The 15239-nt window shown below is 66.6% G+C and carries 12 protein-coding genes and 1 tRNA gene; 11 read left to right on the top strand and 2 right to left on the bottom strand.

All coding sequences use genetic code 11. The annotated features are described in order from the left end of the window. Positions 1-40: 40 nt before the first annotated feature. Positions 41-116: transfer RNA gene (locus ACTOXK_RS04090), tRNA-Thr, on the bottom strand. A gap of 477 nt (positions 117-593) precedes the next feature. Here ACTOXK_RS04090 and ACTOXK_RS04095 point away from each other — a divergent pair. The 4 genes from ACTOXK_RS04095 to rlmH all read left to right on the top strand — a co-directional run bounded on the left by ACTOXK_RS04095 (position 594) and on the right by rlmH (position 6139). Beyond that, the gene (locus ACTOXK_RS04095) at positions 594-2945 is read left to right on the top strand and encodes a MurT ligase domain-containing protein (RefSeq protein WP_482277610.1); all 2352 of its coding nucleotides are present in this window, start codon (positions 594-596) and stop codon (positions 2943-2945) included. A gap of 216 nt (positions 2946-3161) precedes the next feature. After that, on the top strand, positions 3162-4805 hold the full coding sequence (locus ACTOXK_RS04100) for an LCP family protein (RefSeq protein WP_482279401.1): 1644 nt from the start codon (positions 3162-3164) through the stop codon (positions 4803-4805). Positions 4806-4873: 68 nt separating this feature from the next. After that, positions 4874-5662, top strand: coding sequence for an exodeoxyribonuclease III (locus ACTOXK_RS04105; RefSeq protein ID WP_482277612.1), 789 nt, complete (start codon positions 4874-4876; stop codon positions 5660-5662). A 3-nt stretch (positions 5663-5665) separates the two neighbouring features. Continuing rightward, a complete protein-coding gene (rlmH, locus tag ACTOXK_RS04110) occupies positions 5666-6139 on the top strand; it encodes a 23S rRNA (pseudouridine(1915)-N(3))-methyltransferase RlmH (RefSeq protein ID WP_482277613.1) in 474 nt (157 codons plus the stop codon). A gap of 181 nt (positions 6140-6320) precedes the next feature. Here rlmH and mscL read toward each other — a convergent pair whose 3' ends face one another. Further along, complete coding sequence (mscL, locus tag ACTOXK_RS04115) at positions 6321-6800, bottom strand: large conductance mechanosensitive channel protein MscL (protein ID WP_482277614.1); 480 nt, start codon at positions 6798-6800, stop codon at positions 6321-6323. Positions 6801-6915: 115 nt separating this feature from the next. Here mscL and folE point away from each other — a divergent pair, with 115 nt between their 5' ends. The 7 genes from folE (at position 6916) to ACTOXK_RS04150 (ending at position 14936) form a co-directional block, all read left to right on the top strand. Beyond that, positions 6916-7476 carry a GTP cyclohydrolase I FolE gene (gene folE / locus ACTOXK_RS04120; protein ID WP_482279402.1) on the top strand — a complete coding sequence of 187 codons (561 nt, stop codon included), beginning with the start codon at positions 6916-6918 and terminating at the stop codon, positions 7474-7476. Positions 7477-7650: 174 nt separating this feature from the next. Continuing rightward, a complete protein-coding gene (locus ACTOXK_RS04125; RefSeq protein ID WP_482278678.1) occupies positions 7651-7926 on the top strand; it encodes an ACT domain-containing protein in 276 nt (91 codons plus the stop codon). Between the two features lie 110 nt (positions 7927-8036). Further along, on the top strand, positions 8037-9392 hold the full coding sequence (locus ACTOXK_RS04130) for an isochorismate synthase (RefSeq protein ID WP_482278679.1): 1356 nt from the start codon (positions 8037-8039) through the stop codon (positions 9390-9392). Between the two features lie 117 nt (positions 9393-9509). Then, entirely contained in the window at positions 9510-11675 is a 2166-nt protein-coding gene (gene menD / locus ACTOXK_RS04135) for a 2-succinyl-5-enolpyruvyl-6-hydroxy-3-cyclohexene-1-carboxylate synthase (protein WP_482278680.1), read from the top strand. 9 nt (positions 11676-11684) lie between these two features. Continuing rightward, positions 11685-12680: an alpha/beta fold hydrolase gene (locus ACTOXK_RS04140; RefSeq protein WP_482278681.1), complete on the top strand. Its 996-nt coding sequence runs from the start codon at positions 11685-11687 to the stop codon at positions 12678-12680. Positions 12681-12891: 211 nt separating this feature from the next. Next, positions 12892-13170, top strand: coding sequence for a hypothetical protein (locus ACTOXK_RS04145; RefSeq protein ID WP_482278682.1), 279 nt, complete (start codon positions 12892-12894; stop codon positions 13168-13170). Between the two features lie 185 nt (positions 13171-13355). Continuing rightward, complete coding sequence (locus tag ACTOXK_RS04150) at positions 13356-14936, top strand: sodium:solute symporter family protein (RefSeq protein WP_482278683.1); 1581 nt, start codon at positions 13356-13358, stop codon at positions 14934-14936. Positions 14937-15239: the final 303 nt, after the last annotated feature.

Here is a 15239-nt window from a genome sequence, read left to right on the forward strand (position 1 = left end):
ATGCAAAGCGCCCTGCGAGATGCAGGGCGCTTTCAAGTTCTGGAGCCAACGAGCGGATTCGAACCGCTGACCTACGCATTACGAGTGCGTTGCTCTACCAGCTGAGCCACGTTGGCGAAGTGCTTCTTGCGAAGCGGCTATCCAGTATAGCGAACAGGGCGCGTCTTCGCAAGCGCGGGAACGGTGAATTCTTCGTGCGGGCATTCGCGTGGCTGCGGCGCCGGGCTGCGGAGCCAAAACGCGCGGCTATCGGGAAGAGCGAGGTTCCTCAGGTGCGGGGTTGCCGTGGGGTTGTTGGGAGGGGAACTGGGTGCGGCGTTGCGCGGCTGGGTCGCCGGGGGCTGGACGCGGCGCCCACTCGCTTGGCGGAGACCGACGGCGCCGGGACGGAGCGCCCGCGTGCTCGGCAGGGCCATCGGGGTCGAGGTGCGGCGATATGGGGGATGCGGGGAGGTGGTAGGCGCTGCCCGTGCCCTTCGCTATACTGGTCGCCATTGGAAAAACGGGGAGCATGGGCTGAAGGCGGGCGGTCCGATTCGCCCGGGTGCGGCATTGCGCAGCGCCGTCTCCCCCAAAGGCAACGAGGTGCATCTATGAGCTTGAGGTTTACGCTCGCGAAGGCGACCGGCGCGGTATCTACCTGGGGATTGCGTCACGTAGCCCATCGGCCCGCGGCCAATCTGCCGGGGAAGATCGCGCTCAAGATGGATCCATCGCTGCTCGACGAGCTGCGCGGGAAGTGCGCCGAGGGCTCGGTCATCACCGTGGGCACCAACGGGAAGACTTCCACGAACAACCTGCTGGCCGATGCCTTCGAGGCGGCCGGGCGCACCATCATCTGCAACCGCACGGGGGCGAACTTGGCGGCGGGCATCGCCTCGGCGCTGCTCCAGCAGCCGGCGGCCCAGTGGGGCGTCTTCGAGTGCGACGAGCTGTGGCTCGCCCACGTGCTGCCGCGCCTGCGCTCGAACTACGTGCTGCTGCTGAACCTGTTCCGCGATCAGCTGGACCGCTGCGGCGAGATCGACCGCATTCAAACCTCCATCGCCGGTGCCCTCGCTGCCTCGCCCGATACCGTGCTCGTGTACAACGCCGACGACCCGCTGTGCGCGCGCATCGCGGCCACCGTGGGCAACCGCACCGTGGCCTTCGGCCTGGACGAGTCCATGAACCTGGCCCAGAACACCGTGGCCGACGCCCAGATGTGCCAGCAGTGCGATGGCATGGTGCGGTATCGCTACCGCCAGTACGGCCAGCTCGGCGACTATTTCTGCACCTCCTGCGACTTCGCCCGCCCGGCGCTGACTTACGCCGGTCGTTCCATCGCGTTGGCGCCGACGGGGGTGTCCATGGAAATCTGCGGCCCGGCGGCTTGCGAGGCGGTGCACACGCCGCAAGCCACGCCCTATGCCGCCTACAACCTGGTGGCGGCCTACGCGCTCTGCCGCGAGGTGGGCATCCCGACTCCCGCTTTCCAGCAAGCTGTGGACGCCTTCAACCCGCGCAACGGGCGGCTCCAGCGCTATCGCTTGGACGGCCGCGACGTGCTGCTGAACCTGGCGAAGAACCCCACGGGCTTCAACCAGAACCTGAAGATCGTGGAAGCCGATGGCGGCCCCAAGATGGTGGCCTTCTTCATCAACGATCAAGTGGCCGACGGCCGCGACATCTCCTGGATCTGGGACATCGACTTCGAAGAGTTGGCCGGTCAGCCCGACACCGTGGTGTTCGCCGGCGGCTCACGCGCCCACGACCTGGCCGTGCGCCTGAAGTACGCGGGCATCGCCGCGCCGGTGATCGAGTCCATGGACGACGCCTTCGCCCGCTTGGGGGCCCTGACGGCGGCGGGTCAGCTGCCCGCCGATGCAGCGGTGTACGCCATCGCGAATTACACGGCCCTGCCGCCGGTGCACGAGGCCCTGAACGCCCGGGAAGCGGCGGAAGGGGCGCGGGGCGCGAGTGCCCGGGAAGTGGATAGCCGGGATGGAAGCAGCTCGCAGACGGACGACCTGGCGGCCCCGGGTGCAAACGGGTTCGAGCAGCGGCAAGGGCGCGGCCCTTGCCCTACGGAGGCGGTCGCGAATGGTGTGCCGGCCGAGGGGGAAGCCGCAGGCGACGTGTCGGCTGCGAGGGAAGCCGCGGGTGATGTGCCGCCCGCGAGGGAGGTCGCGACCGCGGAGGCGCCCGCATCTTTCGAGGCGCCGGTCGTCATCGCGCATTTGATGCCCGACCTGTTGAACCTCTACGGCGACGGGGGCAACGTGCGCATCTTGGAGCAGCGTCTGCGCTGGCGCGACGTTCCCGTGGAAGTGCGCCGGGTCGGTCATGACGAATCGGTCGATCTTTCCCAGGTCGATCTCGTATTTTTGGGCGGCGGTCCCGACCGTGAGCAGAAACTGGCGAGCGAGCAGCTGCTGGCCATGCGCGACGACCTGTCTGCTTACGTGGAGGCCGACGGCCCCCTGCTGGCCATCTGCGGCGGCTACCAGATCTTGGGCCGCCAGTGGCTGTGGGGCGACGAGCTGGTGGAAGGCCTCGGTCTCATCGATATGGAGACGCGGCGTCCCGGCACCTCGGCCGACCGCCTCATCGACAACATGGTGTTGGAATCTCCCCTGGCCGGCCACCCCGTCGTGGGCTACGAGAACCATGCCGGTCGCACCTACCTGGGCGAGGGCGTCGAGGGCTTCGGCCGCGTGGTCTCGTCCTGCGGCCGCGGCAACAACGATGACGACCGGGTCGAAGGCGCTCGCTACAAGAATGTGGTGGGCACCTATTCCCACGGCCCCCTCCTCTCGAAGAATCCCGAGGTGGCCGATTGGCTGCTGGCCCGTGCTCTCGAGCGCCGCGCCGCCCGCACGGGGGAGGCCGCCCCGGCGCTCGCGCCCCTCGACGACCGCGTGGAGCTCGCCGCCAACGAGGTCATGGCGAAGCGGCTTTCCTAGGGGGCCGCGCCGGCCCATTTCGTACCTTCCTGCTTGGCGTTGGCGCAGTCAAAATGTGAATATACTGGCCGCTTCCTGTGGCTTTTCACTGCTAATGAAAGGCTCGCAGTTGCGCGTAGGGCCGCTTTTTACCAAAATGTTACCTCGATAACCAAGATGTCGAGGTCTATGGCGTTATGCCATGGCACCGGAAATACGAAAGCGAGACCGCCCCGGATGACCGAAACGTCAGGAAGCAATAATCTCCGTGCCCAGCACGCCTCCCAGCCAGTGGGTCAGACGAACAATCCCCGCCATTCCCAGCCGGTCGGGCAGACGAACAACCCGCGGCACTCTCAGCCGCTGAACCAATCACATAATCCCCGCTTTTCCCAGCCCGTGGCTCCCCAGCACCAGCAGCAGGCTCTCGGTGGCGCCACTCTGGGTGCGACCCCCAGTCTGCCCACGGGCGACAATCCCTATTCCCGCGGTGCGGCCGGCGACGACTACGCGCGGGACCGCCGTCGCAAGAAGCGCAACCGCATCCTCGTGGCCGTGCTGGCCATTGTGCTGGTGGGCGTCCTCGGGGCCGGCGGCGTGGCCTTCGCCACCTACGGCTACATGAACAAGATCGATACCAACATGAATGAGGACGTCACGCCCGAGGTGAAGGAGGCGCTCCAGCCGGTGCCCTCCTATGAGGGTGGCACCTTCTATATGCTGCTGCTCGGTACCGACAAGTCCGAGGCGCGGGCGGAATCCACCCAGTACGCGGGCGACACCTTCCGCTCCGACTCCATGATCCTCGCCCGGGTCGATCCTCAGAACAAGAAGGTCACCATGGTGTCGCTCCATCGCGATACCGAGGTGGAGATCGAGGGCAATGGCGTGCAGAAGCTGAACGCTGCCTACGCTATCGGCGGCCCGGCCCTGGCTATCAAGACCGTGTCCCAGATGGCCGGCGTGCCCATCTCCCACTATGCCGAGATCAACTTCGACGGCTTCGAGGAAGTGGTGGATGCCCTCGGCGGCGTGACCGTGGATGTTCCCATGGAGATCGACGACGACGAGGCGGGAGGCTATGTGGCGGCCGGCGAGCAGACCCTTACGGGCGAGCAGGCGCTCATCCTGTGCCGCAGCCGCCATTCCTACGACGAGTACGGCGACGGCGACCGCTACCGTGCGGCGAACCAGCGCCTGGTGCTCGGGGCCATTGCCAAGAAGGTGCTCTCCTCCGATATCGGCACTATCACCAAGTCGGTGGAAACCCTGTCCCAGTATGTGACCACCGACTTCACGGTGTCCGACATCATCGCTTTGGCCGGTTCTATGCAGGGCATCGATCCGAGCACCGATATCTATTCCGCCATGGAGCCGACGGAGAGCGAGTACCGCAACGATACGTGGTACGAGAAGCTGGACACGGCCGCTTGGCAGAAAATGATGAACCGCGTGCGCGAGGGCTTGCCCCCCACGGAGGAGGACGAGATCGACGAGCTGAACGGCACCGTGCTCGCCAGCGTGGGCGACGGCACCCCCGCTTCCAGCGACAGCGAGGGCGTCCAGGGCGTCGACGGCACCCGCAAGACCTTCGGCGAGAGCCGCACGGGCATCGTCACCATCAAGAACGGCAACGGCATCAACGGCGTGGGCGCCGAGGCCCTGGAGCGCATCAAGCCCCTGGGCTACACGGCCGATGCCAGCAACGCCAATTCCTTCAGCTACGAGGAGACTGTCGTGGTCTTCGACACGCCGGACCAGCGCGTTTACGCCGAGGAGCTCATCGACGCCCTGGGCTGCGGCCGCGCCGTGCAGAACACCAACGGCGAGTATATGTACGAGGGCGACTTCCTCATCCTCATCGGCAGCGACTGGAAGTAGAAACCTCGCGAGCAAGCAAGCAGGGGCCTCGGGATTTCCGAGGCCCTTTTGCCTAGTAAAGGAGACCCATGCGATTCGTTTCGTGGAATGTGAACGGCATCCGTGCCGTGCTGAAGAAGAACTTCCTGGAGGTATTCGACGCCTTCGACGCCGATATCTTCGCCCTGCAGGAGACCAAGTGCCAGGTGGGCCAGGTGGAACTGGACCTGCCCGGCTACCACCAGTATTGGAGCGCCGCCGAGAAGAAGGGTTATTCGGGCACCGTGGTGTTCACCCGCGAGGAGCCCCTGCGCGTGCTGCACGGCCTGGGCAACGACTACCTGGATGCCGAGGGGCGCATTGTGGCTTGCGAGTTCCCCGGCTTCTGGTTCGTGGACGTGTACACGCCGAACTCCCAGAACGAGCTGGCCCGCATCGACCACCGCATGGAATGGGACGACGCTTTCCGTGACTTCTGCAAGGGGCTCGAGACCGGCATCCTGCCGAGCGGCGAGACGAGCGACCCGAAGCCGGTGGTGATGTGCGGCGACTTCAACGTGGCCCATCAGGAGATCGACCTGAAGAACCCCGGTCCCAATCGCGGGGCCTCGGGCTTTTCCGACGAGGAGCGGGGAAAGTTCACCGAGCTTTTGGATGCGGGCTTCACCGACACGTTCCGGCTGCTGCATCCCGATGAGACGGGGCGCTATACCTGGTGGAGCTACCGGTTCCGCGCCCGTTCCACCAACGCGGGATGGCGTATCGACTACTTCCTCGTGAGCGATGCCCTGCGCGATGCGGTGGTGGCGGCCAGCATCTACGACGACGTGGAGGGCTCCGACCACTGCCCCGTCGGCCTCGACCTGGATATCGGGTAGCCCATGCTGCGCATTACCGTCATTGCCGTGGGAAAGCTGAAGGAGAAGTTCTGGACGGCGGCCTGCGACGAGTACCTGAAACGGCTGCGACCCTACGCCAAGGTGACTGTGGCCGAGATCGCCGATGTGGATCCGGCCCGGGCCGGCGGCGTGGAGACGGCCCGCGACCGCGAGGGCGAGGGCATCCTGGCCGCGGTCCCGGAAGGGGCGCGGGTCATTCTCATGGCCATCGAGGGGAAGCAGCGCTCCAGCGTGGGCTTCTCCCAACACCTGGACGAGCTGGCCCTGCGAGGGGACAGCGACCTGGCCTTCGTCATCGGCGGCTCCGACGGCGTGAGCGGTGCCGTGCGCGCCCGGGCCGACGAAACCTTCTCCTTCGGCCCCATCACGCTGCCCCACAACCTGGCTCGCGTGGTGCTCCTCGAGCAGATCTACCGCGCCTTCAAAATCTCCCGCGGCGAGCCCTACCACAAATAAGAGCCGCAAAGGGTCGTCCCGTGCGCGTTTTGCGACGAAAACGACGGAACTCGTAGCTCCATCCGGGCTCCCGTGCCGCCTCTGGGGGAGTTTCCCCAGGTCGCATTCTTTGCTGCGATGCAAAAACGACGGCCCAACTACGAGAACCGTCGTTTTCGTCGCATATGGAGCCTAGCCCGGCCTACTTCGCCACGACCTCCACGGTCACCGCGGCCGGAGCTGGCAGCTCGGCGGTGCAGTGGTTGCAACGGGTGGCGCCCACGTTCACCTCTTCCAGACAGAAGGGGCAGGTGGGGGCGTGCTCGATGACTTCCTCGCCCTTGGCGTTCTTAAGGAAGGGCAGCTTCGCCGTGCCGTCCTTCATCTTGTTGAAGGCCTTCACGATCATGAACACCACCCAGGCCACAATGAGGAAGTTGATGATGGCGCTGATGAAGGCCCCGAAGTCGATGCCGTTGGCGGTGCCCGGCACGGGGATGGTGAGGCCGGCCACGTCGGTGCCGTTGCCCCCGGTGATGAGCTTGATGAGCGGGTTGATGATGTCCTCGGTCAGCGACGTGACGATGGCGGTGAACGCCGCGCCGATGATGATGCCGACGGCCATGTCGATCACGTTGCCGCGGTTGATGAATTCCTTGAATTCGGCGAGGAGGCCTTTCATGGGCAGTCCCTTCTCGTGTGATGCCTTCCGTCTTGGTATTATCCCGCTCTTTCGCCGCGCGTCTAGGGCGTCGTGATAACATGGCCCTAACCGTTTACAAGGAGTTACGACAACCGTGGATACATCGAAAATCGAAGCAGGCGTGCGCCTGATTTTGGAAGGTATCGGGGAAGACCCCAACCGCGAGGGCCTGCTGGAAACGCCCGCGCGCGTGGCCCGTATGTACGAGGAAGTGCTCGGGGGCCTGGAGGAAGACCCGTCGCGCCATTTCGACGTGACCTTCGACGAGGGCCACAGCGAGATCGTGCTGGTGGGCGACATCCCCTTCTACAGCATGTGCGAGCACCACTTGGCGCCGTTCTTCGGGAAGGCGCACGTGGCCTACATCCCCGGCGAGGACGGCCGCATCTGCGGCATCTCGAAGCTGGCCCGGCTCGTGGACGGCTTCGCCAAGCGTCCCCAGGTGCAGGAGCGCCTGACCGGCCAGATCGCCGACACCCTGGTGGAGGCGCTCAACCCCGCCGGCGTCATTGTGGTTATCGAGGCGGAGCATTTGTGCATGTCCATGCGCGGCGTGAAGAAGCCCGGCGCGAAGACGACGACCCGGGCCGTGCGCGGCTGCTTTGCGACCGATGCCGACGCCCGCTCCGAGGCCCTGGCGCTCATCTTCCGCTAGGGACGCAGGGCGCGGGCCCACAGGGCGCAGAGTGCCTTAAGGGAGCGCTCGTCGCTCCCGTTCCCGAGGCGTCTTGCGGGTGTTCCGGGCGCCCCGTAGGGCAAGGGCCACGCCCTTGCCGCCCACGAAGGTAATCGCGCGGCCCCCGGGCCGCCTGAATGAGAGGAATTCCCTATGAAGTGCGTTATCTCCGTTCTGGGCAAGGACCGCTCCGGCGTCGTTGCCGCCATCGCCACCGTGCTCGCCGAGTGCGGCGCCAACATCGACGACATCTCCCAGACCATTCTGGGCGAGGGCCGCATGTTCTCCATGACCATGATGGTGTCGCTGGACCCGGCCACCGCCGACTTCAACACCGTGCAGGAGCGCCTGACCGCCACCGGCGAGAGCCTCGGCATGCAAGTCCTCATCCAGCGCGAGGACGTCTTCCAGGCCATGTACCAGATCTAGCCGATCCTGTCTGTTCCGACGAGCCTTCGGGCGCGTCGATCCCGCGGCCCGGCAGGTGCCTGTCGGGCCTTGCTGACTTTCCGGGCGAACCGATGAGGAGCTGAGCCGAAGTGACGCGAATCTATACGAGCAACAGGCCCATCGAGGCTGATCTGGTGGATGCGTTCTGCGCGTTGCAGAAGGGGTTCACCGACCAGTTCGTGTACTACGACAAGGAGCGTGCCTGCCGCTACATGGGGCTCGGCCGCTGCATCGCTTTGGCGAGCCTGCAGGATGTGGAATACGAGAGCGGCGAGGGCGGTCCGCTACGCGAGGTTGCGGCTGCGGGAAGGGGTCGGAGTGGGGATTGCGCCGCGCCGGCTCGCGGGGCCAATGCCGCCGATTGCTCTGCCTCGGCTGCGGCAAGCGCGGCCCAGCCGCCGGTGTTCTTCTCGTTCAACCGCTTCGACGGCACCAACCCCGCGCCGGCCGACGAGTTGATGGCCTCCTTCCCGCGGCTGCGGTTCATGCTGCCGGAGATCGTGCTCATCGAGAACGATCGCGGGCGCTTTCTGCAGGTGAACTCGCTGGGGCCGGTGTATCCGGGCCGCGTGTCCCGCTTCACGCGCATGGTGGCCGCCGCGCCCCCGCGCGAGGCCGCATCCATCCCCTTCCAACTTGAGCCCGATTCCCGCGAGGCGTGGGATGCCATGATGGGCGCCGCGCTGGGTGCCATCGACGGCGGCCGTGTGGGCAAGGTGGTGCTCTCGCGGCGCCTGCACCTTGCGGCAGCGCACCCCTTCTCGTCGAAGGACCTGCTCGTGAACCTCATCGACGGCGACGCCCGGGGCACGGTGCTCCTGTACCGCTACGCCGACGTGTTCTTCTGCGGCTGCACCCCCGAGCTGCTCGTGCGCAAGCGCGGCGATGCCGTGGAATCCATGTGTCTGGCGGGCACGTGCCCGGCCGGGGCCACGCCGGCGGAGTCGGAGGCACTGGCCGCCGAGCTTCTGGCCGACGGGAAGAACCGCGCCGAGCACGACTACGTGGTGCGGCTCATCCGCGGCGTGCTCGACCGGGTGTGCTACGACGTGGACGTGCCGGAGGAGCCCGGCATCATGGCTCTGGCCCACGTGCAGCACCTGTTCACGCCCGCCCGCGCCCGGGTGCTTCCCGGCGTCACGCTGACCGATCTCATGGAGGATCTGCACCCCACGCCCGCCGTGGCCGGCACGCCGGTGGGCGAGGCGAAGATGCTCCTGCGGGCCATCGAGCCCTACAACCGCGGGTTCTTCGCCGGGGCCTGCGGCTTTGTGGACGGCGCCGGCGACGGCGAGTTCTCCGTGGCCCTGCGCACCGGTGTCTTCGACGGCGAGGGAGGCTGGGTGTACGCAGGCTGCGGCATCGTGGCGGGCAGCGACGCGACGGCCGAGTACGACGAGATAAACCTGAAGCTGCGCACCATCCTGTCGGCCTTCGGCGCGTAGGGGGCGAAGGGCCCTGCCTTCCAGCCTCCGGCGTGATGCGGGGAAAATGCGGGGGCGGCCACGCGGCGGGCGAAGAGCGGTATCATGGGGCCAGTCAATTTTGCGGAAGGATTCCCGATGACCCCGACCCACCAGACCGATACCGCCCTGTTCGTGGCGGCCTTCTTCGATGAGATGACCCGCTGGGGCGTGCGCGACGTGGTGGTGAGCCCCGGCTCCCGCTCCACGGCCCTGGCCATGACGGCCTACGAGCTGTCCTGCCGCCGCCCCCACGACCTGCGTCTTTTCGTGGATATCGACGAGCGCGGCGCCTCCTTCCTCGCTTTGGGTATGGCGAAGGCGAGCGGGCGGCCCGTGGCTCTCGTGTGCACGTCGGGCACGGCCCTGGCGAACTACTATCCGGCCGTGATCGAGGCCTCCACCTCCCGCGTGCCCCTCATCGTGCTGTCGGCCGATCGACCGCCCCAGCTGCAAGGGCTCGGCGCTCCCCAGACCACCGACCAGCTGAAGGCCTACGGCGACCATGTGCGCGCTTTCCGCGCCATGCCTCTGCCGGCTGGCCGCGACCGCGATATCGCCTTCGCCCGCCAGGCGGCCCGCGAGGCGGTGCTGGCGGCCCTCGGCCCCTCGGCCACGGTGGCCGATGACCTGGCAGTGGGGGGCCTGCGCCCGGGTTTCGACAACTTCGGCGAGCTGGCGAATTACGATCCGAACCTCCAGGTGGCCTCGCGGGCCTCGGTGCACTATGCCGGCCCCGTGCACCTGAACTTCCCCCTGGCTGCGCCCTTGAAGCCCGATTTCCCCGGTGCCGACATGCAGGCGGCGCTGCGCGGGGCCCGCGACTGCTTCTCGCTGGGGGCTCGGGCGGTCATGCCCGCGCGCCGCAAGGGCGACGACGCAACGGCGCTGACCGTGGGGCCGCTGCTCGGTTCCACGGGCCAGCTGTCGGCGGCGGGGGTGGCCGCCATCGAAGAGGCCCTGCGCAAGCGCCCCACCCTTGTGCTCGTGGGCGAGGGGGCCTGCGAGACCCTGGCCGAGGCCGAGGAGATCGTGGCCTGGGCGCGCCGCTGGTCGTTCCCGCTTTTGGCCGATCCTCTCTCGGGCCTGCGCTCCCTCGACGAGCCCCTCGTCATCGACAACTACGACAACCTCTGCCGCCACGGTAACTGCCCGCGCCCCGAGGTGGTCATTCGCTTCGGCCGCTATCCCGTGTCGAAGGCGACCACGGCTTTCCTCGAGAAGGTGCGCCCGCTCTCCATCGTGGTGGATGTGGCCGAGACGCGCGACTTCAACCTGGCCACCGATGTGTTCGTGGGCACCACGCCCCTCGGTTTCGTGCGGAGCCCCTGGCACGGCGAGGGCCGCAAGGCGCAGCGGAATTTCGCCGACGCTTGGGTGGCCGCCAACGACGAGGCGCGCCTGCGGGTGCTCGCGGTGGAGAAGGCCGGCGAGGTGGAGGGCGCCTACGTGCGCGCCCTGCTGGAGCTGATTCCCGAGGGGTCGTGCCTGTTCTCGGCCAACTCCATGCCCATTCGCGCCCTGGATACGTTCTATCTGAAGGACGGCAAGCCCATCGCGGTGATGGCGAATCGGGGCCAGAACGGCATCGACGGCGTGGTATCCACGGCCCTCGGTGCGGCCCAGCACTTCGCCCAGACCACGTTCCTCACCGGCGACTTCACCCTGCTGCACGACTTGAACGCCCTGGCCTTGCAGCGGGAGATCAAGCATGTTCACGGGTGCCGCGGGGAAGGGGAGGTCGCTGAGCCGACAGCCCCTGCCGAGGCCGGGACGGCCGGGGCCGGCGAGGCGAGCGAGGGGGCGACGGCTGCTCCCCCCTCGCGCCGGGGAGCCCATGCCGCCCCACGGGATCCCGATGCCACGGTGGCCTTCGACCCCATCACCGATGGCGCGCTGGTCGGCGACGGCGCCGGGGATGCCCCGGCCGCTGCCGATGGGGATGCGGCTGCTCTGGATGGCGAGTCTGGGCCGGCCGCACCCTCCATCGTGATCGTGCTGCTGAACAACAACGGCGGGGCCATCTTCGACATGCTGCCCCAGGCCTCCGACGACCCCTACTTCGAGCGCCTGTTCCTGGCGCCCCAGGACGTGGACTTCCAGGCGGCGGCCGATGCCTTCATGGTGCCCTCGGCCCGCGTGGCCTCGGTGGAGGAGTTCCGCGAGGCCTACGCCGGCTTTTTGGGGCACCCGGGCATCAGCCTCATCGAAGTGCAGCTGCCCCTGCGCGGCATCCGCGACCGCTACGCCCCCTACCAGGCCTAGGCGCTCATCATGGCGGGGAAGGGAAACGCGTTCGCGGACGGGAAAGGGGCGAAGGCCCCGGTCATCCTGTTGCACGGGTTCGCCCAAACCCCTGCATCATGGGATGGGATCGTGCGGGCCCTCCAAGAGCAGGGGAGGCGCACCTACGCGCTGAACCTCTTTGAGCCGGAGAGCGACCTTGCCCTTCGTGCGTGCGACTGCCGGGAAGAGTTGACGGCGCCCGGCGATGTGGTTCGCGACCGTGCCGACAGGCCGACCGGCGATCCGGCTAGCCACCCGACTAGCCACCCGATCGCCGACCCCCTCGCTTCTATGGGGGCGGTGTGCGACCGCGTGGCCGCCATTGTGCGCCTGGTGGCCGCGGTCGAGGGCGCACCGATGCTCGTCGGCTACTCCATGGGCGGCCGCATCGCCGCCGAGACGATGGTGCGCCATCCCGGCCTTCCCCTGGCAGGTCTCCTGCTGGAAAGTGCCGGCCTGGGACCAGCCGATGAGGCCGCCCGCGTCGCATTGGCCGAGCGCAACGGGGAATGGGCCGCACGGCTGCGTACCGAAGGAGTCGCGGCCTTCATGGACTGGTGGGAAGTGCTGCCGCTGTTCGCCACCCAGCGCGACTTGCCCCCGGCTGTCCGTGCCGCCATCCGCGCCGATCGCGAGGCCCACGACGCCGAAACCCTCGCTCGCTCGCTGGAGGCCTGGGGTGCGCACCACCAGGCGGCGGAGAGGGAAACTGTGGCTGCTCTCGTTCAGATGCGAGTTGCCGGTCGTCTAGTTCTCTATCTAGCGGGGTCTCGCGACGAGAGGTACGCTGCCCACGCCGCCCGCGTTCGCGCTGCCGGTTTTCCTGCCGTGCTTGTGGAGGGTGCCGGCCACAACGTTCATTTGGAAAAGCCCGAGGTATTCGCAAGGGTCATTGCGCAGCTTAGGGGGACGCTCCCTTCGGGCTCTTTGCCTTTGCAGCGCGCGACCCTGGCTGGACTGGAGCTGTTTTCTGGCTTGGAATAGACGACCTTGGTCCCAAGATGGAGCAAAGGGATGCGCGTTGTAAGACACGTACAGGGAAAATGCTGCTGCTGTAATACAACGGGGCTGCTTTTGGCTGTTTTTCGGCTGCCGGTGGGACCAAGGTCGTCTATTCCAGGCCAGAAAGCGCGCTGACAGCCTTTCGGTGAAATAATGACTCATAAAGTCTCTTTATTGTGCTAAAGTAGCGGCCATGAATTTCGTGCAGGGACATAAAAGCGGCATGGACGACGCGGCGCTGGCCGTGGCGAGCCAGCATATCGCCCAGCAGTCGTGCGGCGCGGTGGCCTGCGCTCTCATGAGCGCGCACAAGGCCGCCCAGTGTTGCACCGGTGCCGTCGAGCGTGCGCTGACCAGCGCGCACAAGGCTGCCCAGTGTATCGCCGAGGCCGCTCGCGCCGTGGCCAGCCAGCATTTGGCCCAGCAGTCTCTGCGCGAGGTCTCCCCACAATTTGAGTTTCGATACCACTAGCACACGGGTTTTCGCCCGTGGCTATTTTTTTTGGAGCCATGGGCGAAAAGTCGTGTGCGGAAACGGTGCGGGCCGTTCGGTTCGCAAGGGGCCCATCGCCGCGAGGCGCGGTGCCCCACCAGAAGGAGCGCGGCCCGAGGGCAATGGGCTCCAGCAGGGAAAGCACGACGAGAAAGAAGAAAGACATGATCGCGAAAATCCTCTTAGTAGTGGCCTTCGTGGCCGTGGCGGTGGCGGTGGGCATCTACTGCCGCAAGCAGGCGAGCACCGTGGACGGGTTCATTCTGGGCGGCCGCAACGTCGGTCCGTGGATGAGCGCCTTCGCCTACGGCACCAGCTACTTCTCCGCCGTGGTGTTCGTGGGCTATGCGGGCCAGTTCGGCTTCAAGTACGGCATTTCGGCCACCTGGGCCGGCATCGGCAACGCGCTGCTGGGCAGCTTGCTCGCTTGGTGGATCTTAGGTCCCCGCACCCGCGAGATCACGCACCGGCTGGGCGCCTCCACCATGCCGGAGTTCTTCGGCAAGCGCTATAACTCCCGGGCGCTGCGCATTGCGGCGGCGGCCATCATCTTCGTGTTCCTCATCCCGTACACCGCGAGCGTCTACAACGGCCTGTCCCGCCTGTTCGGCATGGCCTTCGCGCTGCCCTACGATGCCTGTGTCATCGGCATGGCGGTGGTCACCTGCATTTACGTGGTGCTCGGCGGCTACATGGCCACGGTCATGAACGACTTCATCCAGGGCATCGTCATGCTGCTCGGCATTATCGCCGTCATTGTGGCGGTCATTCTGAACAACGGCGGCTTCTCCGAGGCCATCGTGTCCCTCTCCCAGATTCCCGCCGAGGGAAGCGCCATGCAGGGGCCCTTCGTCAGCTTCTTCGGGCCCGACCTGTTCAACCTGCTCGGCGTGGTCATCCTCACCTCGCTCGGCACCTGGGGGCTGCCCCAGATGGTGCAGAAGTTCTACGCCATCAAGACCGGCCCAGCCATCAAGCAGGGCGCCATCATCTCCACGCTGTTCGCCTTCGTGGTGGCCGGCGGCTCCTACTTCCTCGGCGGCTTCGGGCGCCTTTACGAGGGCCAGATCGAGTACGCCGCCAACGGCACGCCGGTGTACGATTCCATCATTCCCACTATGCTGTCCACGTTGCCCGATGTGCTCATCGGCCTGGTGATCGTGCTCGTGCTGTCGGCGTCCATGTCCACGCTGTCGTCGCTTGTGCTCACCTCGTCGTCCACCCTGACCATCGACTTCATCAAGGGCAACCTCATCAAGGACATGTCCGAGAAGCGCCAGCTGACCTGGATGCGCGGCCTGCTCGTGGTGTTCATCGCCATCTCGGCGGTCATCGCCCTGTTCCAGTACCATTCCAGCGTGGTGTTCATCGCCCAGCTCATGGGCTACTCCTGGGGCGCTCTGGCCGGCTCGTTCCTCGGCCCCTTCCTGTGGGGCCTGTACTCGGGTCGCATCTCCAAGGCCAGCGTGTGGTGCTCCTTCGCCGTGGGCGTGGGGCTGACGGCCGTGAACATGGGTCTGGCTCTGGGCGGCGGCGTGCCCCTCATCGCGAGCCCCATCAACTGCGGCGCCCTGTGCATGCTCATCTCCCTGGCCATCGTGCCGCTGGTGAGTTTGGTTACCCCGGCCGTGCCCTTCCAGATCAAGCCGCCCACACCGGAAAGCGCCATCGACCGCGAGTACGATCGCGAGCTGGAGCAGGAAATGCTTGAGAGTGCAGGCGTTGGGGCCGCTGCTGACGTGTAGGGATTCAACGACGCGGCCACGGCGCGCTGCCTTCAAAACGACGGATTTCGCAGTTTCGGGATCCTACGTGCTATGGTCGAAAAAACTTGAACTGGGGAAATGGCCGTCGTTTTCGGCGCAGCGACATTAGGCAACTGCGAAACCCGTCGGTTTGAAGGCGGAAACGCCAGAAGTTCCTGGCCGCGAAGCAGGTGCCCTCGCACCCATTACAGTTAGAGCCGCCCCGCAAGGGCGGCTCTCTTTCTTCTTCCTGCTCCAGGATCTAGGATTGGGATGGCCCCCGAGGGGGCCGCTGGCCGGCCG

The organism is Adlercreutzia sp. (genome assembly GCF_056795635.1).

Coding starts and splice junctions, on each gene's coding strand:
- ACTOXK_RS04095 (WP_482277610.1), top strand. CDS start 594: ATGAGCTTGAGGTTTACGCTCGCGAAGGCGACCGGCGCGGTATCTACC.
- ACTOXK_RS04100 (WP_482279401.1), top strand. CDS start 3,162: ATGACCGAAACGTCAGGAAGCAATAATCTCCGTGCCCAGCACGCCTCC.
- ACTOXK_RS04105 (WP_482277612.1), top strand. CDS start 4,874: ATGCGATTCGTTTCGTGGAATGTGAACGGCATCCGTGCCGTGCTGAAG.
- rlmH (WP_482277613.1), top strand. CDS start 5,666: ATGCTGCGCATTACCGTCATTGCCGTGGGAAAGCTGAAGGAGAAGTTC.
- mscL (WP_482277614.1), bottom strand. CDS start 6,800: ATGAAAGGCCTCCTCGCCGAATTCAAGGAATTCATCAACCGCGGCAAC.
- ACTOXK_RS04125 (WP_482278678.1), top strand. CDS start 7,651: ATGAAGTGCGTTATCTCCGTTCTGGGCAAGGACCGCTCCGGCGTCGTT.
- menD (WP_482278680.1), top strand. CDS start 9,510: ATGACCCCGACCCACCAGACCGATACCGCCCTGTTCGTGGCGGCCTTC.
- ACTOXK_RS04140 (WP_482278681.1), top strand. CDS start 11,685: ATGGCGGGGAAGGGAAACGCGTTCGCGGACGGGAAAGGGGCGAAGGCC.
- ACTOXK_RS04145 (WP_482278682.1), top strand. CDS start 12,892: ATGAATTTCGTGCAGGGACATAAAAGCGGCATGGACGACGCGGCGCTG.
- ACTOXK_RS04150 (WP_482278683.1), top strand. CDS start 13,356: ATGATCGCGAAAATCCTCTTAGTAGTGGCCTTCGTGGCCGTGGCGGTG.